At 60.2% G+C, this 21,179-nt stretch carries 19 protein-coding genes; 15 read left to right on the forward strand and 4 right to left on the reverse strand.

Translation table 11 applies throughout. From position 1 onward, the window contains the following. The first annotated feature begins 52 nt into the window (after positions 1–52). From AC5I5B_RS22265 to AC5I5B_RS22295, 7 genes are all read left to right on the forward strand, one after another. A complete protein-coding gene (locus tag AC5I5B_RS22265; RefSeq protein WP_174054819.1) occupies positions 53–790 on the forward strand; it encodes a carboxylesterase family protein in 738 nt (245 codons plus the stop codon). Positions 791–990: 200 nt separating this feature from the next. Continuing rightward, positions 991–2,061: a LacI family DNA-binding transcriptional regulator gene (locus tag AC5I5B_RS22270; protein WP_107676826.1), complete on the forward strand. Its 1,071-nt coding sequence runs from the start codon at positions 991–993 to the stop codon at positions 2,059–2,061. Positions 2,062–2,066: 5 nt separating this feature from the next. Further along, positions 2,067–3,668 (forward strand): FAD-dependent oxidoreductase, encoded by a 1,602-nt coding sequence (locus AC5I5B_RS22275; protein WP_495752853.1) that lies wholly within the window; start codon positions 2,067–2,069, stop codon positions 3,666–3,668. A gap of 49 nt (positions 3,669–3,717) precedes the next feature. Next, positions 3,718–4,989 (forward strand): ABC transporter substrate-binding protein, encoded by a 1,272-nt coding sequence (locus AC5I5B_RS22280; RefSeq protein ID WP_099086809.1) that lies wholly within the window; start codon positions 3,718–3,720, stop codon positions 4,987–4,989. Between the two features lie 10 nt (positions 4,990–4,999). Continuing rightward, entirely contained in the window at positions 5,000–5,932 is a 933-nt protein-coding gene (locus AC5I5B_RS22285; RefSeq protein WP_111784914.1) for a carbohydrate ABC transporter permease, read from the forward strand. Then, entirely contained in the window at positions 5,922–6,764 is an 843-nt protein-coding gene (locus tag AC5I5B_RS22290; protein WP_112346327.1) for a carbohydrate ABC transporter permease, read from the forward strand. The genes AC5I5B_RS22285 and AC5I5B_RS22290 overlap by 11 nt, the downstream gene beginning before the upstream one ends. Positions 6,765–6,781: 17 nt before the next feature. After that, positions 6,782–7,834 (forward strand): ABC transporter ATP-binding protein, encoded by a 1,053-nt coding sequence (locus AC5I5B_RS22295; RefSeq protein WP_060727248.1) that lies wholly within the window; start codon positions 6,782–6,784, stop codon positions 7,832–7,834. Between the two features lie 101 nt (positions 7,835–7,935). Here AC5I5B_RS22295 and AC5I5B_RS22300 read toward each other — a convergent pair whose 3' ends face one another. From AC5I5B_RS22300 to AC5I5B_RS22315, 4 genes are read right to left on the reverse strand one after another with little or no spacing between them, the layout of a single operon-like run. After that, positions 7,936–8,673 (reverse strand): ABC transporter ATP-binding protein, encoded by a 738-nt coding sequence (locus tag AC5I5B_RS22300; protein ID WP_003505589.1) that lies wholly within the window; start codon positions 8,671–8,673, stop codon positions 7,936–7,938. Next, the gene (locus tag AC5I5B_RS22305) at positions 8,670–9,515 is read right to left on the reverse strand and encodes an ABC transporter ATP-binding protein (RefSeq protein ID WP_087746941.1); all 846 of its coding nucleotides are present in this window, start codon (positions 9,513–9,515) and stop codon (positions 8,670–8,672) included. Before AC5I5B_RS22305 ends, AC5I5B_RS22300 begins: the two co-directional genes overlap by 4 nt. Beyond that, positions 9,502–10,401, reverse strand: coding sequence for an ABC transporter permease (locus tag AC5I5B_RS22310; RefSeq protein WP_174054820.1), 900 nt, complete (start codon positions 10,399–10,401; stop codon positions 9,502–9,504). The genes AC5I5B_RS22305 and AC5I5B_RS22310 overlap by 14 nt, the downstream gene beginning before the upstream one ends. Next, on the reverse strand, positions 10,398–11,426 hold the full coding sequence (locus AC5I5B_RS22315) for an ABC transporter permease (RefSeq protein ID WP_060727246.1): 1,029 nt from the start codon (positions 11,424–11,426) through the stop codon (positions 10,398–10,400). The genes AC5I5B_RS22310 and AC5I5B_RS22315 overlap by 4 nt, the downstream gene beginning before the upstream one ends. A gap of 206 nt (positions 11,427–11,632) precedes the next feature. Here AC5I5B_RS22315 and AC5I5B_RS22320 point away from each other — a divergent pair, with 206 nt between their 5' ends. From AC5I5B_RS22320 to ku, 8 genes are all read left to right on the forward strand, one after another. Beyond that, positions 11,633–12,346, forward strand: a complete 714-nt coding sequence (locus AC5I5B_RS22320; RefSeq protein ID WP_003505593.1) for a FadR/GntR family transcriptional regulator — start codon at positions 11,633–11,635, stop codon at positions 12,344–12,346. A gap of 67 nt (positions 12,347–12,413) precedes the next feature. Next, complete coding sequence (locus AC5I5B_RS22325) at positions 12,414–13,394, forward strand: mannonate dehydratase (RefSeq protein ID WP_099086814.1); 981 nt, start codon at positions 12,414–12,416, stop codon at positions 13,392–13,394. Positions 13,395–13,471: 77 nt separating this feature from the next. Next, on the forward strand, positions 13,472–15,058 hold the full coding sequence (locus AC5I5B_RS22330; protein WP_111784917.1) for an ABC transporter substrate-binding protein: 1,587 nt from the start codon (positions 13,472–13,474) through the stop codon (positions 15,056–15,058). 232 nt (positions 15,059–15,290) lie between these two features. Next, entirely contained in the window at positions 15,291–16,394 is a 1,104-nt protein-coding gene (locus AC5I5B_RS22335; protein WP_128287095.1) for a hypothetical protein, read from the forward strand. A 189-nt stretch (positions 16,395–16,583) separates the two neighbouring features. Further along, complete coding sequence (locus AC5I5B_RS22340) at positions 16,584–18,923, forward strand: bifunctional diguanylate cyclase/phosphodiesterase (protein ID WP_003505597.1); 2,340 nt, start codon at positions 16,584–16,586, stop codon at positions 18,921–18,923. A gap of 204 nt (positions 18,924–19,127) precedes the next feature. Further along, positions 19,128–20,021: an SDR family oxidoreductase gene (locus AC5I5B_RS22345; protein ID WP_003505598.1), complete on the forward strand. Its 894-nt coding sequence runs from the start codon at positions 19,128–19,130 to the stop codon at positions 20,019–20,021. Positions 20,022–20,065: 44 nt separating this feature from the next. Further along, positions 20,066–20,353 carry a hypothetical protein gene (locus AC5I5B_RS22350; protein WP_003505599.1) on the forward strand — a complete coding sequence of 96 codons (288 nt, stop codon included), beginning with the start codon at positions 20,066–20,068 and terminating at the stop codon, positions 20,351–20,353. Next, positions 20,350–21,177: a non-homologous end joining protein Ku gene (gene ku / locus AC5I5B_RS22355; protein ID WP_174054821.1), complete on the forward strand. Its 828-nt coding sequence runs from the start codon at positions 20,350–20,352 to the stop codon at positions 21,175–21,177. The genes AC5I5B_RS22350 and ku overlap by 4 nt, the downstream gene beginning before the upstream one ends. The last annotated feature ends 2 nt before the right edge of the window (positions 21,178–21,179 follow it).

A 21,179-nucleotide genomic window follows, 5' to 3' on the forward strand; every position in this document is an offset into this window, starting at 1 on the left:
CGAGTTCAATAATCGCGCCTCGGGAGGAGGCGCGTTTTGGGAGGACCAGACCATGAAGCATCTGAAACTTTGCCTGATCGCTGTCGCCGCAATCGCTGCCTCGACTTTTGCCCAGGCCGAACAGAAGGCGATGAAATCCGATGTCACCATCGCCTCTGATATCAACTATCTGCTCTACACGCCCAAGGACTACGCCAGTTCGGATAAGACCTATCCTCTTGTCGTCTGGCTGCATGGCGGCGATCAGGGCGGCGACGACATCGAAAAGCTGCGCCGCAGCGGCCTGCCGAAACTGATTGAAGAAGGCCGCGATTTTCATTTTCTGGTGTTCTCGCCGCAAAATCCGAGTGAAGAATTGCTCTATCCGATCGAGCGCGTGGCGAGTGTTCTTCAGGCGGTGGTGGCCGATCATCGGGTGGATCGCGAGCGCATCTATCTGATCGGTTATAGCCGGGGAGGGTTCGGCGCATGGTCGATGGCCGCGCAGTTTCCTGAAACTTTTGCCGCGGTTGTTCCGATCGCCGGCGGCGGTATCCGGCATTACCTCAATCGAACGAATGAAAGGGTAGCTTTCTGGGCCTTTCATGGCGCAAATGACGCTGTGATTCCGCTGTCCGACACGGTGGTCCTCGTGCAACGCCTTCAGGAACTGAAACGAAATGTCCGGCTCACCGTGTTCGAAGATACGGACCATGAAGCGGTCGAAGGGAAAGTGCTGAAGGACGAGGCGATGTGGACATGGCTGCTTGAACAGAAGCTCACCGGTGAGAAAGCACCTGCGGGTCCGTGAATCCGGGCTGATTGCTATTTTACGGCTGTTATAGCCGCTTCCACCAGTACTGCCGCCGCGGGGCGTGCTTTTTGTCACAACCCCGTGGCCTCCCTCAGCAAGTGCATCTTTATCGCTTGACTCGGTGCCCACAAATCGTGCTAATGCGCATTAGCAGCTAATACGTATTAGCAACGATCGGATGTCGGGGAGGGCATCGCGTGACCAATCATAAACGCCTCACGCAAAACGACATCGCCAAGCTCGCTGGGGTCAGTCAGGCAACGGTATCGCTTGTTCTGAATGGCGCACCGGCCGCGATTGCCCGCATCCCGGCTGAAACCCGCGAACGGGTACAGGCGGTCATTCGCCAGACAGGTTATGTCGCCGACCCGATCGCGCGGCGAATGGCCAAGGGGCTGAACCGCATCCTCGGCGTTTTCACCTACGAGCCGGCTTTCCCGAGCGCGCAGGCCGACTTCTTCACGCCGTTCCTGCTGGGTATCGAGGAAGAGGCGCAGCAGCAGGCCTATGATCTTCTGCTGCTGACCAGCGCCGGCGTCGGCAATAACCGCAAGATTTTTTCGGAAGGCAACAGGCTCAGGATCGCCGATGGCTGTCTGGTTCTCGGTCGCGAATTCGATCGCAAGGAACTCGCCCGGCTGGTCTCGGAAGACTATCCTTTCGTGGCGATCGGCCGACGTGAAGACGCTGGCGGGCCGGTTCCTTATGTGGGCGGCGACTATGCCGCGGGAACACGGCAGCTCGTCGAGGACGCCAGAGCGCTGGGGCACTCGAAGCTCGCTTATATCGGGCCCGATGGCCCGGCGGAATCAATTGCCGACCGCTGGCGTGGTTTCAGTGCGGCGCTCGGTGATGCAGCCACGCTTGCCCTTCATATCAAGGCCGTCAACCGGCCGGCCGACAAGATCCTTGATGCCATCCTTGAAAGCGGGGCGACGGCAGCCTTCTTCATAGAGCTGGCCGATGCCGTGCGTGTCGAAGCGCTGGCGCGGGCGCGCGGGCTTGCCGTGCCCGAGGCTTTTTCGATGATCGTGCTTGGCAGCCATATCAGGGCCGCACGCAGCCCGGTGCGCTTCACCTCCTATGAAATTCCCCGCGAGGAAATGGGCCGGCAGGCGACTGCCATGCTGGTCAACCGCATCGAGACCGGCAGTCCGGGTAGCCAAATCCTTCTCAAATGTGAACCCGTCAGAGGGGAAACATTGGGCCCGGCCCCGGCAGCCTCCGCAAACAAGTCCCCAGTCAACAAAACGGATGTGACGACGTGAAAGACATGCAAGCAGATATTCTCGTGGTCGGTGGCGGCCTTGGCGGCGTGGCGGCGGCACTGGCTGCCGCACGGGCCGGAAAGCGCGTTATCATGACCGAGGAATATGACTGGATCGGCGGGCAATTGACCAGTCAGGCCGTTCCGTCGGACGAGCATACATGGGTCGAGCAATTCGGCATCACCCGCTCTTACCGGGCGTTGCGCAACGGTGTGCGGCAATATTATCGTGACCATTATCCGCTGACGGAAGGCGCACGGGCCTGGGGCGATCTCAATCCGGGTGGCGGATGGGTGAGCCGCATCTGCGCCGAGCCGCGTGTCAGCCTCGCGGTCATGGAAAGCATGCTGATGCCCTATATCGGCGCCGGCCGCCTGACGGTGCTCAAGCCCTGGCGTCCGGTCGCGGCCGATGTCGAGGGCGACAGGGTTCGCTCAGTAACCGTCCGCCATCGCGACAGCGGCGCTGAAATCGTCATTTCCGCCGATTACATCCTTGATGCCACCGAACTCGGCGATCTCTTGCCGATGACGGGCACGGAATATGCCAAGGGTTTCGAGGCGCAGTCGGACACGGGTGAACCCAGCGCGCCGGCTGAAGTCCAGCCGGACAATGTGCAGGCCGTATCGATCTGCTTTGCCATCGACCATGTCGACGGTGACCAGACGATCGACAAGCCTGACAATTACGATTACTGGCGCTCTTACCAGCCGCACTTCTGGGGCGGGCCGCTCCTCGGCTTCACCGCGCCGCATCCGCGCACGCTTGATCATACCACCCGATCCTTCACGCCAAATCCCGATGACGATCCGCTGCTGGTCGATGCCGACCAGCGCAAGGGCGGCGGCGATGAAAACCTCTGGATTTTCCGCCGTATCGCGGCGCGGAAGAACTTTACGCCCGGTTTCTACAAGTCCGACATCTGCCTCGTGAACTGGCCGATGATCGACTATATGGACGGCACGATTATCGATGTGTCGGAAGAGGAAAAGACGCGGCATCTGAAGGCGGCGGCGGACCTTTCCTATTCGGTCTTCTACTGGCTGCAGACGGAAGCGCCGCGTCTTGATGGCGGGCAGGGTTTCCGCGGGCTGCGGCTGAGAGGCGATATCACCGGCACCGAACATGGCCTCGCCATGGCGCCCTATATTCGTGAAAGCCGCCGCATCAAGCCGGTCACGCGCATCGTCGAGCAGGACCTTTCCTACACGGTTCGCGGTGACAAAGGCGCGGTGCGATATCGCGACAGCATCGGTATCGGCATGTATCGCATCGATCTGCATCCATCGACCGGCGGCGACAATTACATCGACGTGCCTTCCTGCCCCTTCGAGATTCCGCTCGGCGCGCTGATCCCGCAGCGCGTGAAGAACCTCATTCCGGCCGGCAAGAATATCGGCACGACGCATATCACCAACGGTTGCTACCGGCTGCATCCGGTCGAATGGAATATCGGCGAAGTGGCTGGAATGCTTGCGGCCCACTGCCTGGAAAAAGGTCTCACACCGCATCAGGTGCAGGAAGACGATGACCATCTTCATGCCTTCCAGACGGCGCTGACCCACGAAGGCATCGAAATACGCTGGCCGGACATAGCGGCCTATTAGGACGGCGGACTGCCGTTCGATCGAACCCATCTTTGGAGGAGGACTGGGAATGAACAATCATTGGAAAATGCAATCCACCGCCTGCGCGCTGGCCCTCATCGGCTCGTTTGCGCTCGCAGGAGCCGCAGCGGCGCAGGATGCGATCAAGCTGCGCATGACAATCTGGAGCGCCAACGAGGCGCATCTGAAGCTGTTCAACGACATCGCGGCGGGCTTCAAGAAGGATCATCCAAACGTCAGCGTGTCCTATGAGTCCCTGCCTTTCGACACCTATACGACTGCGCTCACGACCCAGATTGCGGGCGGCAATGCGCCTGACATGGCCTGGATTTTCGAGACCTCGGCCTATGATTTCGTCAAATCCGGTGCGCTCTACCCGCTCACCGATACGCTGAAGGCCGCGCCGGGCTATAATCTCGAGGAAGTCAGCGCCGGCGCCACGGAACGCTGGTCGCAGGATGGCAAGCTCTTTGCCTATCCGTTCTCGACCTCACCCTTTGCCGTCTTCGTCAACAATGATCTCATCAAGGCCGCAGGCGCCAAGACGCCGGCGGACATGATCGCTGCCGGCGAATGGACATGGGAGAACGCCATCGCCACGGCCTCTGCCGTCGCAAAAGCCGGCAAGGGCGGGCTTGTCGTCCGTGATTTCAATTACCAGAGCTGGCAATATCTCACCTCGGTGTGGAACGGCTGGGGTGCTTCCCCCTGGAGCGCTGACGGTACAACCTGCACCATGGCGGAAAAGCCGATGGCGGATGCCGTCTCGTTCATCCACGACGCCATCTTCGAGAAGAAGGCCATGCCCGGTCCGGGCGAGACGGTCGATTTCTTTGCCGGTAATGCGGCCATGACCATAACCCAGATCAGCCGTGCCTCGCTTCTGCCGAAGGACAAGCCTTTCGGCTGGGACCTCGTGCCGCTGCCCAAGGGGCCGGCTGGCGAATATGCCTTGATCGGCCAGGCGGGCATCGGCGTCATGCAGTCCGGCAAGAATGCCGAGACTGCAGCCGAGTTCGTCGCCTACATGACCAATCCGGAAAATTCCGCCAAGCTCAGCCAGTTCTTTCCCTCGGCGCGCAAGTCGCTGCTGAATGCGGAGGTGTTGAAAAAGACCAATCCGCTGCTCAGCCAGGAGCAGATCGAAAAGGTCGTCATATCAGGCATCGCCACCGGCAAGGTCATGCCCGGCCATACCGGCTTTGCCCAGATCCAGCAGATCGTGCGCTCGAACCTCGACGCCGTCTGGCGGCCGGAGGCCGATGTCGCGGGCGCGCTTCAAAAAATCTGCGGCCAGATCGGGCCGCTTCTGAAGCGCTGAGGAGAAAGCCATGGCTGTCGCGCAGGAAGTTACCCGTCCTCAAGATCGTCCGGTATCGGCATTCTGGACCATCGCGCGGCGCGACAGTCTCGCTGGCTTTCTGTTCATCGCCCCGCAACTGATCGGGATCATCATCTTCGTGCTGATCCCGCTCGGGCTGGTGTTCTGGTATTCACTGCATGAGTGGAATGTGCTCGCCAATACCTTCACCTATACCGGTACGCAGAACTACCGGATGTTGATGGAAGACGGCAATCTTCGTGAGGTGCTGGGCGCGACCGCGATCTTCTCGGCCGGGCTTGTCGTGTTCAACCTGTCGCTGGCGCTGCTGCTTGCCGTGCTGCTCAACCAGAAACTTGCCGGTATTGCGATCTTCAGAACCCTGTTCTTCTCGCCGGTGGTCGTTTCGCTGGTCGCCTGGACGATTGTCTGGGGCTTCCTGTTGCAGAAGAACGGCGGCATCAACGGCATGTTGCTGATGATCGGCATCGAGGGGCCCAACTGGCTGCGCGAGGAGACGACAGCGATGATTTCTGTCATCGTCGTGCAGGTCTTCAAGAATGTCGGGCTCAACATGATCCTGTTTTTGGCGGCGCTCCAGGGCGTGCCGAAGGAACTCTACGAGGCGGCCCGCATCGACGGTGCGCCCGCCTTCAAGCAGTTCCGTCGCATTACCCTGCCGCTGATCAGCCCGACGATCCTGTTGACCTCGATCATCACCATCGTCGGCTCGCTGCAGGTTTTTGCGCAGATTGCGGTTCTGACCCAGGGCGGGCCGGGTCTCTCGACCACGGTGCTGGTTTATTACCTCTATCAGCAGGCCTTCCAGTTCCATTTCTTCGGTTATGGCTCGACGCTTTCCATCCTGCTGTTCCTGATCGTCGCCGTGTTGACCTTCGCCCAGTGGCAGATGCGCAAGAGGATCGTCTTTTATGAAAGCTGACCTTTCCCCCCGTATGCAGGTGGCGCTTTACGGGCTGTTGTGTGTGCTGTTGATCCCGTTCGTTTTCCCGACCTGGTGGATGGTGACATCATCGATCAAGCCGATCAGCGACATCTTCGCCTTCCCGCCGCAGTTCTTTCCCCAAAACCAGGATTGGACGACCTACTCGAAGGTATTCGAGTTGCAGCCCTTCGTGCGGCAATATTGGAACTCCGCCTATATTGCTGCTGTCGTGACGATTGGCACGATGATTGTCTCCTCCATGGCAGGATATGCCTTCGCACGTATCCGGTTTCCGGGTGCCAATGCCATCTTCATGATCGTGCTGCTTGGCCTGCTCATCCCCTCGGAAGTGACGATCGTGCCGCTGTTCCAGATGTTCCTGAAGGCCGGCATGGTCAACACCCACTGGCCGCTGATCCTTGTTCCGATCTTCGGCGCGCCAAGTGTCTTCGCCACCTTCGTCATGCGGCAGTTTTTCGTGACGCTGCCGGGCGAGTTGGAAGAGGCGGCGCGTGTCGATGGTCTCGGGCGTTTCAAGATTTTCCGCAAGATCGCACTGCCGCTGGCAAAACCGGCGCTGGCGTCGGTCGCGATCTTCACCTTCCTGCATTCGTGGAACCTGTTCCTCGAACCGATCGTCTTTCTTTCCAGCGCCGAGATGTTCACGCTGCCGCAGGCGCTGACCCAATATACCGACGCCTATGGCGGGCCGATGTGGAACATCCAGCTTGCCGCAGCGACGCTCACCGCGCTGCCCGTGCTCATCGTCTTCGTGATTGCCCAGAAGCAGTTCGTCGAAGGCCTCGCCCATACCGGCCTCAAGGGCTGAAGAACCGGAATCGATCGATGGCTAACGTTACCCTGTCCGACATCCGCAAAAGCTATGGCGCGGTGAAAACCATTCACGGTGTCGATCTCGACATCAGGGATGGCGAATTTGTCGTCCTTGTCGGGCCCTCCGGCTGCGGCAAGTCCACATTGCTGCGGATGATAGCCGGTCTTGAAACGATTACCGGCGGCGAACTCAGGATCGGCGAGCGGATCGTCAACGATCTCGACCCGAAGGACCGCGATATCGCCATGGTGTTCCAGTCCTATGCGCTTTATCCGCATATGACGGTCGCCAGCAATATGGGCTTTTCGCTGGAGCATCGTGGTTCAAGCAAGCAGGAAATCGCTGAAAAGGTGAACTGGGCAGCGGATATTCTCGGCCTCACACAGCTGCTCGACCGTTATCCGCGCCAGCTTTCCGGCGGCCAGCGCCAGCGTGTTGCGATGGGCCGTGCCATCGTGCGCAACCCGCAGGTGTTCCTGTTCGACGAACCCCTGTCCAATCTCGATGCGAAACTGCGCGTCGTCATGCGCGGTGAGATCAAGGCGCTGCACCAGAAGCTCAAGACCACCACGATCTATGTGACGCATGACCAGGTGGAGGCGATGACGATGGCGGACAGGGTCGTGGTCCTGAACGGCGGCAGGGTCGAGCAGGTCGGCACGCCGCTCGAACTTTACGACCGCCCGGCAAATCAGTTCGTCGCCGGCTTCATCGGATCACCATCGATGAATTTTCTGTCCGGGACGATATCGGCAGGCGGTTTTGAAACCGGGGGTGTGGTCTTGCCCCTGCCGGCTGCTGCGGCCGGTCTGGCGGGAAGAGGGGCCGTCTATGGCATCCGCCCGGAGCACTTCTCACTCGATGCGTCCGGTGTACCGGCGGAGATAATGCTCGTCGAACCGCTGGGATCGGAAACGCAGGTCACCATGAAACTCGGCGGTTCAAGGGTGCTCGGCGTCTTTCGGGAACGCATAGGGCAGGCAGTCGGCGACGAGATAAGGGTCTCCCCGGCGCTCGACGGCATCCATCTGTTTTCGGATGAAAACGGAGATCGGCTGAACTGATTGTCGTGTCCGCGGCTGGCACGAGCCGCAGACCCGATGTCCGTCTGAACGGAGCTCCGTCGCGGTTCAGGCTATTGCCGACCATGTCGCGACGGAGGATTTCAGAGAAAACTGCTTTCGAACAGCTCGCCTGAATAGGCCGAATGGGTAACGCCCGCTTCAAGATCGGCCTTGGTCAACTCATCGACAAAAACGCCGTTCTGCATGACCAGCACGCGATCGCACATATGGGCGATCACCGCGAGGTCGTGACTGACGAGAACAAAGGTCAGGTCGCGTTCTTCGCGCTGGTCGGCAAGCAGGTTCAGGATTTCGGCCTGGATGGAGACGTCGAGCGCGGATGTCGGCTCATCGAGCAGCAGGATCGGCGGCTCGAGGATCAGCGCGCGGGCAATTGCCACGCGCTGGCGCTGGCCGCCGGAAAGTTCGTGCGGGAAGCGTTCGGCGAAATGTGCGGGCAGGCCGACCTGCTGCAGGGCGGCAGGAACCTTCGACCAGCCATCCCCAAGCCCCATCGCGCGGATCGGTTCGGCGAGCGCCCGGCCGATGCGGTGGCGTGGGTGCAGCGAACCATAGGGGTCCTGAAACACCATCTGGGCCAGTTTCAGTTCGTCGCGGCTGCGGGTCTTGCCGACCGGTTTGCCGTTAAAGCTGATCGAGCCGGTCCAGCCGGCTTCCAGCCCCGCCAGCGACCGCAGCAAGGTCGACTTGCCGCAACCGCTTTCGCCGACGATGCCAAGGGTTTCGCCTTTGTTGACCGTGAGGCTGACGCCGCGCACGACGTGATTGCGCTTTTCCTTTTCGCCGTAGACGACGTCGAGCTTGTCTACCGTGATCATCGCATCACCTCCGCATCGATTGCCTGACGATCCAGCACCTTGAGACGCCGCACCGGATTGCGGGGATCGGGCATCGCCGCGATCAGGCCGCGCGTATAGGGATGCTGCGCATCCTCAAGCTTTGTCAGCGTTTCCACGACGCGCCCGCCATACATGACCAGCACGCGTTCGCAGAAGGCCGCGACCATGCGGATGTCATGGCTGATGAGGATCAGGCCGGAATTATTCTCGCGCACCATCTCGTCCAGAAGCAAAAGCACGTCCTTGCGGACGCTGACATCGAGGGCCGAGGTCGGTTCGTCGGCGATGACCAGCTTCGGCTTGGCGAGCAGCATCATGGCGATCATCACGCGCTGGCCCATGCCGCCCGATATCTGGTGCGGATAAAGCGCCATCACGCGGTCGGGATCGTTGATGCGCACGCGCAGCAACATGTCGCGCGCGGCACCTCTCGCCGCCTTGCCGGTCAGCGCCAGATGCAGCTCGGCTGCTTCCGCCACCTGCTTTCCGATGGGCAGCACCGGGTTCAGCGAATAACGCGGATCCTGCATGATCAACGCCATCTCGCTGCCGCGGATCGCGCCCATCTGGCGTTCGGATTTTGTGAGCAGCGGTTCGGAGAGAAAGTCCATCCGCTCCGCCGTCACGGTAGCGCTTTTCGGCAGGAGCCGCATGGCGGCACGGCCGGTGGTGGATTTTCCGGAGCCGGATTCACCGACGATGCCGACCCTTTCGCGCCCGACGTCGAAATTGACGTTGGACACGGCCGGAATGGTGTTGCGGCCGAAACGGACATTGAGGTCGCGGACCGAAAGAATGGGGGAGCTATCAGGAACGGGCATGGCGCGGATCCAGGAGGTCGCGCAGCGTATCGCCGGCGATGTTGAAGGCAAGGCTCGTCAGCAGGATGGCGATGCCGGGCATGACGGCGACCCACCAGTAATCGAGCATGAACTTGCGGCCGCTGGAGATCATTGCACCCCATTCCGGCAGCGGCGGCTGGGCTCCTAGACCAAGGAAGCCGAGTGAAGCGGCGGTCAGGATGATGCCCGCCATGTTCAATGTCAGGCGAACGATGACCGAGGGAATGCACATCGGCGCGATGTATAGAAACAGGATGCGTAGCGGCGAGGCGCCATAGAGACGGGCGGCGGCAACGTAATCGGTATTGCGCACCACAAGCGCTTCCGCACGGGCAAGACGCGCAATCGGCGGCCATGCCGTCAGAGAGATTGCGATGATCGCCGTGCCGAGACCGGCGCCCATGGCGGCTGCAAAGGCCAATGCCAGCACGAGCGACGGGAAGGACAGGACGATATCGGTCGCGCGCATCAGGATCGCGTCGGTTCGGCCGCCGAAGAAACCGGCCATCACGCCAATGGCAAGGCCGATCGGACCAACGATGATCGAGACCGACAAAACCGTCTCGATGGTGATGCGGGTGCCGTAGACAAGCCTGCTGAAAATGTCGCGGCCGAATTCGTCGGTTCCGGCCAGATGCGCCCAGCTGGGAGGCTGGAGCGCGTTTTCGAGCGCCTGACGGGCAGGATCGTAAGGCGCGATGAGCGGGGCGAAAATGGCGACGACAACCAGAATGGCCAGAATGGCGAAGCCGAACATTCCAAGCGGTTCGTCTGCGAGCTTTCGAAGCGTCCGCATGGTGGTGGTCGATAGGCGCGACAGGGCGCTGGGTCGATCAACAGTATTGTTATGCGCGATATCGGTCATCGTGCGGCCTCCCGTGTACGGGGATCAAGCGTGGTATAGGCCAGATCGGCGAGGAAGTTGAGCAGCATGAATATGAAGCCGATAACGATCGTGGCGGCCAGAATCGCATTCATGTCGCCGATGAGCAGCGCATTCGTCATGTATTGGCCGATACCGGGCCAGGAGAATACGATCTCCGTGACTACGGCGCCTTCCAGCAGGTTTCCATAGGAAATCGCCAGAACGGTGATGAGCTGCACGGCGATGTTGGGCAGCACATGACGGGTTATGGTGCGTGCGGGGCTGACGCCCTTGGCCCGTGCCGCGATGACATAATCCTGGCTGAGCTGTTCGAGGGTGAAGGCCCTCGTCATGCGGGTGATATAGGCCATGGCCATATAGGCGAGGATGATGGCGGGCAGGATGATGTGTCCAAGCGCGTTCCAGAAGATTTCCGTCTCACCCGCAAGGAGGGTGTCGATGAGCATCAATCCCGTCTTCGGCTCCACGAGGCCTTCGTAAAAGACGTCGACCCGGCCGGGGCCTGCGACAAGGTTGAGGTTCGCGTAGAAAATCACCAGCCCGACGATGCCGAACCAGAAGACCGGTATCGAATGCCCGACAAGCGCAAAAACGCGCGCGAACTTGTCGATGAAGGTATCGCGGAAGAGGGCGGCGGCAAGACCGAGTGGGACACCGACGACCGTCGAGATGATGATCGCCAGCGTGGCGAGTTCGAAGGTCGCGGGAAACGCCTGCGCCAGATCGCGGGTCACCGGGTTGCCGGTCAGGATTGCAATGCCGAAATCGCCATGCAGCAGTCCGCGCAGGTAGATGAAGAACTGCTGGTAAAGCGGCAGATCGAGCCCCAGCCGTGCTCGCATGGCCTCATAGGCCTTCGGGTCAGCAAGTTCGCCGACGATCGCCCCGACCGGATCGGTCGGCATGACTCGGCCGATGATGAAGGTGATGCAGAGCAGGATGAAGAGGCTGACGATCAGTTGCAGAAAACGATGTCCAAGCCCGCGCAGTGAGATCTCCGTCATTGCTGGCCGTACTTCCCTGTGAGAACGCTGTCAGCGGTGGAGCCTTTGCACGCTGCTCGCCGCAGACGCGCAATTCTCCATTGCAAAAACTCTTGATGGTACTTCATCCCAACTCCTCCCTGAGTTAACATGAAAACATATGACGTGCTGTCATGTCATCATATGAGTAGCGAAGGGATTCGTATTCTGCAAGAGGGAAGAGTGGCATGATGGGCGACAGGGTGAGGCCGCGGGAGAGGCGGGCACAACAGATCATCGATAATCTCAGCGCAGAAATTCGCAGTGGAAAACTGAAAAACGGTGATCAGCTTCCCACGGAACCGGAGCTGGAGCGCAGCTATGGCGTGAGTCGGACAGTGGTTCGCGAGGCGATTGCGGATCTGCGCTCTGCCGGCTATGTCGTTCCGATCCAGGGTAAAGGGGTTTTCGTCAGCAATGCCAGTGAATGGGCCGGCGTGAAACTGACGCAATCCGAGGTCGGCACCATCGCGGAAACGCTGGAAATGCTGGAGTTTCGGCTTGCAACGGAAGGGGAGGCGGCGGCAATCGCCGCCTATCGCCGTACGGCCCAGCAGGAAGCGGCAATCTCTGCGGCGCACCGGAAAATGGCCCGCGCCATCGATGCGGGTGAAACCACCGTCGATGCCGATTACGAGTTCCACACGGCCATCGCGATCGCCACCAACAACCGCTTTTATCTGGAGGCGCTGCGTCAGTTCGGTTCGCGCTCCATACCGCGCGGGCAGTTCCCGACGCTGCCGGAAACCGGTGACGCGAATTATCTTCGCAAAGTGCAGGCCGAGCACGAGGCAATCCTGCGCGCCATCGTCGAACAGGATCCCGACGCGGCGCGAAAAGCCATGCGCGAACATATGCTTGCGAGCCAGCGCCGATACAGGTTGCTATCGGAAGCGCAATAGCATCTCGACACTCATCTTATTTCATGCGATGTCATATGATGACTTGCATGGAGAGAGGAGAGAATCGATGTATGTCGGCACCCAGGTTGCTGCGCGTGATGACGAGGATTTCAGGGTTTGGGCGCAGCTCGGCGTCAAGAATATCAACGCTGATCCGCCCGGAAAACCCGCGAGCTGGACTTTTGAGGACTTTGAACGCCACCGTGACAAGGTAGAGAGCTTTGGTCTCGTCCTCGACATGGTGCAATTGCCGCTGCCGTCCCGGCCCATCGAACAGGCGTCGTATCCCGATATCCTGCTGGCCGGGCCGGATCGTGACCGACAGATCGATGCGGTCTGCAAGATGATAGAAGATATCGCCAGGGCCGGAATCCCTGCCGCGAAATACAATCTCAACCTCATCGGCATTCCGCGCACGGAAATGGAGCGTGGCCGCGGCGGATCGCTCAATGAAGCCTGGCGCTGGGACAAGGCGGATCATGATGCCGCGCCGGGCCTGGCTGGCGTTCTTTCCGAAGACGAGAACTGGGAACGCATCGACTATTTCCTCGAGCGTGTGGTGCCGGTGGCCGAAAGCAACCGCGTGCGCCTGGCCTGCCATCCGCATGACCCCTATACACCTCCGGGTTACAGGGGCGTCACCCGCGTACTCGGCACGGTCGAAGGGCTGAAGAAATTCGTGCAGATGCGCGAGAGCCCCTATCATGGCCTGAATTTCTGCCAGGGGTCGATCGGTGAGATGCTCGACAATCCGCGCGAGGAGATCGACGACATCATCAGGTGGTTCGGCAGCCGCGACAAGATTTTCAACGTCCATTTCCGCAATATCAGCGGCGGTAAACTCTCCTTCATGGAGACCTTCCCCGATGAGGGCGACATGGACATGGTGCGGTCGCTGAAACTCTATCACGAACTCGGCTATCGCTACATGATCATGCCCGACCACGTGCCGACGATTGCCGGGCGCGATGCCGTCGGTGTCGCTTTCGCCTTCTGCTACGGCTACATCGCCGCCTTGATCGAAGCGCTTGCTAACAAACATCTTTGACCATTCCGGCCCGCGACGCCCCGCTGCGTCGCGGCTTTTTCCCAAACATGAATTACCGATCTGTAGGAGGAGCAGGTATGAGAAAATCATTGATCCGTCTCGCATTCACCACCGCCCTTGGGGCCATGCTGGTGCAGGCCGCGCCAGCCCTGGCCAAAACACCCAATGACCAGCTTGTCATCGGAACGTCGCTGGCCCAGGTGCTGTCGCTTGATCCGCATCAGGCCACCGAAGCAAAAGCCAACGAAATCATGGCCAACCTCTATGACCGCCTGATTTCGGTGGATGGTTCTGGAAAGGTTTCGCCACAGCTTGCCGAACGCTGGGAAACAGATGACAAGGGCATCACCTTTCATCTGCGCGAGGCCAATTTCGCCTCGGGCAATCCGGTAACTTCGGCGGACGTCGTCTATTCGCTCAGCCGCCTGTTGAAGATGAACCAGGCGGCCGCAGCCAACCTCAAGCGCGTGGGTTACAACGCGGACAATATCGACAAGCTGGTGAGCGCACCGGATGAAAAAACGGTACGCATCGATCTTTCCGGTGAGACGACGTCCGAACTGCTTCTTTACCGTCTGGCCATGGTCATCGCCAGCGTTGTCGACAGCAAGGAACTCAAGTCGCATGAAATCAATGACGATTGGGGCAATGGCTGGCTGAGAACCAATTCCGCCGGTTCCGGTCCCTTTACGCTCAATCGCTGGTCGCCGAATGAGATCATCATTCTCGAGGCCAACAAGGATTATGTGGCCGGCAGCCCGAAAATGCGCCGCGTCATCGTTCGCCATGTGCCGGAAAGCCAGGTGGAACGCCTGATGCTGGAGCGCGGTGATATCGACATCGCCAGCGCGCTGACGGCTGCCGATCTTGCAATCTTCAACAACAAGGAAGGTTTCCAGATTCAGCGTGTGCCGACGGGCGGCTTCTACGTCCTGTCCATGAATGCCGGCAAGGAGCCCCTGTCCAATCCCAAGGTCCGCGAAGCGATTGCCTATGGCATCGACTATAAGGGCATGGAAAAGACCATCATGGGTCCTTATGGCCGGGCGCGCACGGTGCCGGTGCCGGAAAACTTCGAATATGCCATTCCGAGCCCGGACTGGAAGCTCGATGTTCCGAAGGCGAAGGCTCTCCTCAAGGAGGCCGGTTATGAGAACGGCTTCACGCTCAATCTGAAGACGATCGCGCAGACGCCGCGCATCGACCTCGCCACCGCGATCCAGGCCTCGCTCAGCGAGATCGGCATCAAGGTCAATATCCAGCAGGGTAACGGTTCGGACGTGATTGCCGCCCATCGCGCGCGGGATTTCGACCTGCTCATTCCGCAGACCGGCGCCTACATGCCGAATGTGCTGGGCTCGATGGAGCAGTTTTCCAGCAATCCCGACAACTCGCTTGCCGCCAACAACGCCGGCAATTTCGTCTGGCGCTCGGCCTGGGACATTCCTGAACTGACTGCCCTGACGGCAAAGGCTTCGCTGGAGCCCGACGCCAAGAAGCGCGGGGAAATCTACACCCAGATGCAGGAAATGTTCGTCGCCCAGAAGCCGGCGGTGCTGCCGATGTTCGAGAGATTCGAGCCGATCGTGTTGAATGCGCGCGTGAAGGATTATGTGGGCCATCCCAGCCAGACGACCCGGCTGGAAAAGGTTACGAAGGACTAAGGGCAAACCATAGTCTCCGAAAAACCTGTGACGGGCGGTTTTACCGCCCGTTTTTTATCAGTGGCCAACCGCGGAGCCCGGCCGCGGCAGTGGATTGTCGGTATCATCCCCGCAATTTCAGGGGGTTTTCTCAAGGACTTCATCGGATTAGACCGTCCGATGACTATTCCTTCCGTCGGGCGAGAGTCGCGAACTCCGCTCACCCACCTCCCGAAGAAATGCGTTGACGACCATGAACCTTGCACAGATAAAACTTCCGTCGCGGCCGCTGAGCCTCAAACGTGGCGTCATTTCGGTGCCGGCGGCCTATTATTTCTCCATTCCCGTGCTTCTGGTGATCACGGTCGTCATGCTCGTGGCCGAAGGCCCGGGCATATTGCGCGACTATCAGATCAGCAAAGACCCGCTGGAGATTGAAAACGGCGATATCAACGGCAGCTGCAAGACGCGCAAGGCGATCTTCACGACCTGCGAGGCGGATCTTTCCTACGAACAGGCGGGCGTGAGCTACAAGAAGGATGTCGAGGTCATGTTCGTCGATTTCCATTCCGGCGATTACGAAACCGGGCTGGTCATTTCCGCGAAGAACCCGGAACTCGCAACGATTTCGCTGGGCCTCGACATGCTCTGGAACCGCATCATCACGCTCGGCGTGTTCGTCGCCCTGCTCGGTTTCGGCAGTCTCGCGATGCTGTTCACGCTTGTCCGTGTCCTGCGGGTTCGTCTGCAGCTGCGCAAGCCCGCGCCTTTGACCGTCATCCCGGTCGCGCTGACGGCTGTTGCCGAAAAACGCAGCCGTCTCTTCGTGACTTATGCCGATACGGTGAGGGACGATAAAACCAAACGGCAATCCTTTACGCATCTGGAGCGGGGTCGCATTCCCGTTGTCGTCGGCCATACCGGCAAACATGATGTGGCGCTCGCGGTCCTGCATGGCAACAGCGCGTTGCCGGTTCTGCTCGACGACCAGCTGGAGCGGATCGACCTTACGGAGCAGGAGCGGGCGGAAGCTCTGGCATCGCTTGCCCCGATGGTCGCGAGCGAGACGCAGGGGGCTGCCGCGGCCCAGGCTGCGGCGATGAAGAAAGGGCCGGGCCTGTTGCGCAGACTGGGCACTCTCGTTGCCATCGTTGCCGTCATCATCGTTGCGGTGTTCGGTTACTGGCTGTGGTATGTCACAAGCGCTCCGTCGCAATTCAACTCGCCCGGAATGGACATCAACAACATGCTGCCGGCAGCACTGAACGAGTGGGGTTGCGCCCGTCTGCAGGAGCGTTTCGCCGATGGCCCGGCGCCTTTCGGATGCACCGCGGCAGATTATCGAAGCTGGAAGTAAAAGCTTCGGTCGATCACTTTTTCGGGTCGGTTTGCCGAAAGTGTTACAGCTTGGCACGCCGGCCCGAACTCTTTTCCTTTGCGCGAGAAAATATTGATACAATTATCAATAGTTGCATTAGAGATTTATAAATAAAGCACTCCCATAGTGCCACCGTGAGCGGTTCTTCAGAGGCTGGGAGAGTGCAGCATGTTCACGGTTTTGGAATGCGTTGCCATACAGCACGACCGGGCGGTCGTTCTTCTTGCAGCTGTTATCTGCCTGCTTGGCATGTTTGCTTTTTTTCACCTTCTGTTGCGTGCGGAGGAAAGTCCGGCCGGCCGTAAGCCCTATTGGGTGCTGGTTGCCGCCTTTGCCGGAGGACTGAGCGTCTGGGCCACGCATTTCGTCGCCATGCTCGCCTATAAGGGCGCGGTTCCGATCGGTTATGATTTCGCCTTCACGGCTTTGTCGGCGGTTTTCGCCGTTATCGGTTTCTGGCTGGCGCTCACCGCCCGCTCGCAGGCCGCTTACAGCCCCGTCATCGTCGGCACGCTCATTACCCTGTCGGTTGCCGTCATGCATTTCGTCGGAATGGCGGGAATGGATGTCGCCGCCACGATCAGCTACCGGTGGGGACCGGTGCTGGGCGGTTTTGCGGTCGCCTGGGTGTCTTTCCTTCTGGCCTTTTTTCTTTTCCGTGGCATCGGTTCCTGGAAGCGCATCGCCGCGCCGGCCGCATCGGCGATTTTCGCGATCTGCGCGCTGCATTTCACGACCATGTCGGCCACGGTGCTTTCGCCCGATCCGTCCGTATCCGGGCCTGATCCCGACAATGTCGCCCGGCTGATCATGATCTGCGCCATTTCCGGCGTCACGTTCCTGATTCTGTCCTCCACCGCCGCCGCCGCCCTGGTGGACCGTTATCTCGTCGATCTCAAGGGTCTCGTCGATGCGACGCTTGATGGCCTCGCCGTCGTCCGCGATGGGCGGATCGTGGAGCTGAACACCCGTTTTGCCGGCCTTCTGGGCAGGGATGAAGCATCACTGGTCGGACAGAACCCCGACGATCTCTTCAAGGCGATCGACGGGCAGCCCGCTTATCTGCCGCGCCACACGCCGGTGGAGGCGGTGCGCGAGCGTGCCGGGCAGGCGCAGATATTCGAACTCAGCGTGCGCACGATCGAATATCGCGGCCGCCCCTGTGAGGTGATGGCCATCCGTGACCTCACGGAAAAGCGCGAAGCGCAGCGGGAAATCGAATATCTCGCCCGCCATGATGTTCTGACGGGCCTTTCCAACCGCACCATGTTTCAGACCCGTCTTCACCAGCAGATCGAGCATTGCGACGAGGATGACGAATTTGCGCTCTTGGCGCTCGATCTCGACCGGTTCAAGGCCGTCAACGACATATTCGGTCATGCCGAAGGGGATCGCGTCCTGAAAAAGGTCGCCGCCATTCTCGATGAATGTGCAAGGGCAGGCGATGTGGTCGCCCGTCTCGGTGGTGATGAGTTCGTCATCCTGACCGCGCGCCACACCAGGGCGGAAGAGGCGCGCCTGCTGGCAGAGACGATCCTTGGCATGTTCGCACTGAAGATGAATGTCGCCAACGATCCGACCTCCGTCGGCGTCAGCATCGGCATCGCTGTTTTCCCACGGGACGGCCGGGATCATGAAAGCATCATGCATGCCGCAGATCTGGCGCTTTACCGCGCGAAGATGGGCGGACGCGGCATATTGGCTTTCTACGACCCGGTGATGGATCAGGAGGCGCGCGAACGCCGCCAGCTCGAGACGGATCTGCGGCTTGCCATCAATCGCAACGAGCTGCTGTTGAACTATCAGCCGGTGCTGTCCGTCGAATGCGGCCAGGTCGTGGGTTACGAGGCGCTGGTGCGCTGGCAGCACCCGACACGGGGCGTGGTGCCGCCGGATGTCTTCATTCCGATTGCCGAGGAAAGCGGGATCATCATCTCGCTCGGCGAATGGGTACTGCGTGAGGCCTGCCGTCAGGCGGCCGGCTGGGCGCCGCATCTGAAGGTCGCGGTGAATGTCTCGCCATTGCAGTTTTCGCTGGCCAATCTCGGCCATGTCGTCTGCACCGTCCTGATGCAGACCGGGCTTTCGCCGAACCGGCTGGAGCTCGAAATCACGGAAGCTGCCCTTCTGAAAGATCGCAAGACGACGCTGATCATCCTCAACCAGTTGAAGGCGCTCGGTGTCGCCATCGTCATGGATGATTTCGGCACGGGTTATTCCTCGCTCAGTAACCTGCAGAGCTTCCCCTTCGACAAGATAAAGATCGACCGCAGTTTCATCGCCGCGATGAGTGATGATGACAATGCTCGCGCCATCGTGCGCGCGGTGATCGGCCTTGGCCGCAGCCTCGATCTGCCGGTCACGGCGGAGGGGATTGAAACGGATGCGCAATATCGCATGGTCGTCGACGAGGGCTGCGCGCAGGCGCAGGGTTATCTCTTCGGCAAACCGGATGTCGCACCCGCGCAGGTCGTAAGAACCACCACGCGGAAGAAACATTCCGTTTGATAAAAGAGGCGACGGCGCAGGACGCCGTCGCCCCGCCTTTCCCACATCGGATGGAACGAGAGCGACGGCAGATCGTTAGGCTTGCGTGTGGCGCGTCCATGCTGCGGTTGCCCCGGCGGTGCCGACGACCAGCCTGACGGGAGTGGTTTGATCCCCTGTCATGAACGCGCCTCGGATGAACTTCTATTGACGGGAGAGACCGCGATGACAGACCGCCTCGAGCCGCAGGACCCGCGCAGCCAGTATCCGCGCCCGCCCTTTTCGACCCCGACCCAGGAGATGCCGGGTCTGGTGACGAATATGACGCCTTTCCCTGATCATGGCGAAAAAAGCTACAAGGGCACCGGCAAGCTTGCCGGGCGCAAGGCGCTGATTACCGGCGGCGATTCAGGTATCGGCCGCGCCGTCGCCATCGCCTTTGCAAGGGAAGGTGCTGATGTGGCGATCTCCTATCTGCCGGAAGAGGAATCCGACGCTGAGGAGGTCGTGGCGCTCATCGAGGCGGAAGGTCGCGTGGCGGTCGCGCTGCCCGGCGATATTACCGATGAGGCATGGTGCCGCGAACTGGTAGAGAAGGCGGCCGGCGATCTCGACGGGCTGGATATTCTGGTCATCAACGCCGCGAGACAGCAATATCGCGAAGACATAGAAGAACTGTCGACCGACGATTTCGACCGCACCATGAAGACCAATCTTTATGCCCTGCACTGGATTGCGCAGGCGGCTGTTCCCCATCTCAAGCCGGGGTCGTCGGTGATCACCACCGCCTCGATACAGGCTTATGAGCCCTCCGCAATCCTGCTGGACTACGCCACCACCAAAGCCGGTATCGTCGCCTATACGAAAGCGCTTGCCAAACAGCTCATCGAAAAGGGCGTGCGCGCAAATGCCGTTGCGCCGGGGCCGTTCTGGACGGTGCTTCAGCCGAGCGGCGGCCAGCCGGACGAGAAGGTGAAAAATTTCGGCAAGGACAGCGATTTCGGCCGTCCGGGACAGCCGGTGGAACTGGCGCCCGTTTATGTGCTGCTGGCGTCGCAGGATGCGAGCTTCATCAATGGCGAGGTTTATGGCGTCACCGGCGGCAGGGGCATTGCCTGAGGCGATGCCCGCAAATGCCGGATGGGGGCCTTGAGGATTTCGAAATGAAACGGCAGGCAGAACGTTCAGACAGTAGCTTGAAGAGCTTCGATGTCCGCGATCGGCTGATACTGGCGCTTTATGCACAATTGAAAGCGGAGCGGCAGACCCGTGAGGCGATGGAGTGGGTGATCCGCAATGGTGGCCTTTCGCCGGAGGTGCTGGAAGCCATGGCGTCCGACCCGGTGCCGGTTCTGGCGGAGGCGGACGTGCCCGCCATCGAGCGCATTCTGGCCGGCGACCGACGCCGGGAAATGCCCTCCCGCAGCGATGACGAGGGACGACGGACATGAACCGCAGAGCCAGCTGGAGAGGCCATCTGACCTTTGCCGATTTCAACTGCGAAATCGGCCTTTATTCCGCGCTGACCTCGGCGGAGAAAATCGCGTTCAATATCGTCAACCGCAAGACCGGCCACCGCGTCGAGCGGCAATATGTTGATAGTGATACCGGTGAGGCGGTTCTTCGCGACGATCAGGTGAAGGGATACGAGCTCGACAATGGCGATCACATCGTCATCGAGGGCGACGAGATCGCGAAGCTGATGCCAGAGAGCGACAAGGTCATCCGCGTCAGTCACTTCCTGCCCTGTGACGAGATCGACAAGCTTTATTTCGACAAGTCCTATTATCTCGCGCCGGGCGGGGAGGGTGGCGAAGAGGCGCTGACGCTTCTTGCCAGAGCGATGGACGACGAGAATGTCGCAGCTCTCGCCGAAGCGGTGCTTTTCCGCCGCAACCGTGTCCTGCTGATCCGTCCGAGCGGCAAGGCACTCGTCGCGACGACGCTGAATTTCAGCTACGAGGTCCGTTCGCAGACATCGGTCTTCAAGTCGATCCCCGACATCGAGTTCGATGAGGAAATGTTGGAACTTGCCGGTCACATCATCGAAAAGCGCGCTGGCACGTTCGATCCCGCAGACTATAGCGACCGTTATAATGATGCGCTGGCCGAACTTGTGAAAGCCAAGATCGAAGGCCGGGAAATCGCCAAGCAACCGCCGCGCAAGGAAGACAATATCATCGATCTCAAGGAGGCCCTGCGCCGCAGCGCGGGGGCGGGAGCCGGGAAAAAGGCGACGGCAGCAGGCCGCAAGGCGTCGCGGAAAGCGGGCTGATC

This window comes from Agrobacterium sp., assembly GCF_059499945.1.

Coding starts and splice junctions, on each gene's coding strand:
- AC5I5B_RS22265 (WP_174054819.1), top strand. CDS start 53: ATGAAGCATCTGAAACTTTGCCTGATCGCTGTCGCCGCAATCGCTGCC.
- AC5I5B_RS22275 (WP_495752853.1), top strand. CDS start 2,067: ATGCAAGCAGATATTCTCGTGGTCGGTGGCGGCCTTGGCGGCGTGGCG.
- AC5I5B_RS22280 (WP_099086809.1), top strand. CDS start 3,718: ATGAACAATCATTGGAAAATGCAATCCACCGCCTGCGCGCTGGCCCTC.
- AC5I5B_RS22285 (WP_111784914.1), top strand. CDS start 5,000: ATGGCTGTCGCGCAGGAAGTTACCCGTCCTCAAGATCGTCCGGTATCG.
- AC5I5B_RS22290 (WP_112346327.1), top strand. CDS start 5,922: ATGAAAGCTGACCTTTCCCCCCGTATGCAGGTGGCGCTTTACGGGCTG.
- AC5I5B_RS22295 (WP_060727248.1), top strand. CDS start 6,782: ATGGCTAACGTTACCCTGTCCGACATCCGCAAAAGCTATGGCGCGGTG.
- AC5I5B_RS22300 (WP_003505589.1), bottom strand. CDS start 8,673: ATGATCACGGTAGACAAGCTCGACGTCGTCTACGGCGAAAAGGAAAAG.
- AC5I5B_RS22305 (WP_087746941.1), bottom strand. CDS start 9,515: ATGCCCGTTCCTGATAGCTCCCCCATTCTTTCGGTCCGCGACCTCAAT.
- AC5I5B_RS22310 (WP_174054820.1), bottom strand. CDS start 10,401: ATGACCGATATCGCGCATAACAATACTGTTGATCGACCCAGCGCCCTG.
- AC5I5B_RS22315 (WP_060727246.1), bottom strand. CDS start 11,426: ATGACGGAGATCTCACTGCGCGGGCTTGGACATCGTTTTCTGCAACTG.
- AC5I5B_RS22320 (WP_003505593.1), top strand. CDS start 11,633: ATGATGGGCGACAGGGTGAGGCCGCGGGAGAGGCGGGCACAACAGATC.
- AC5I5B_RS22325 (WP_099086814.1), top strand. CDS start 12,414: ATGTATGTCGGCACCCAGGTTGCTGCGCGTGATGACGAGGATTTCAGG.
- AC5I5B_RS22330 (WP_111784917.1), top strand. CDS start 13,472: ATGAGAAAATCATTGATCCGTCTCGCATTCACCACCGCCCTTGGGGCC.
- AC5I5B_RS22335 (WP_128287095.1), top strand. CDS start 15,291: ATGAACCTTGCACAGATAAAACTTCCGTCGCGGCCGCTGAGCCTCAAA.
- AC5I5B_RS22340 (WP_003505597.1), top strand. CDS start 16,584: ATGTTCACGGTTTTGGAATGCGTTGCCATACAGCACGACCGGGCGGTC.
- AC5I5B_RS22345 (WP_003505598.1), top strand. CDS start 19,128: ATGACAGACCGCCTCGAGCCGCAGGACCCGCGCAGCCAGTATCCGCGC.
- AC5I5B_RS22350 (WP_003505599.1), top strand. CDS start 20,066: ATGAAACGGCAGGCAGAACGTTCAGACAGTAGCTTGAAGAGCTTCGAT.
- ku (WP_174054821.1), top strand. CDS start 20,350: ATGAACCGCAGAGCCAGCTGGAGAGGCCATCTGACCTTTGCCGATTTC.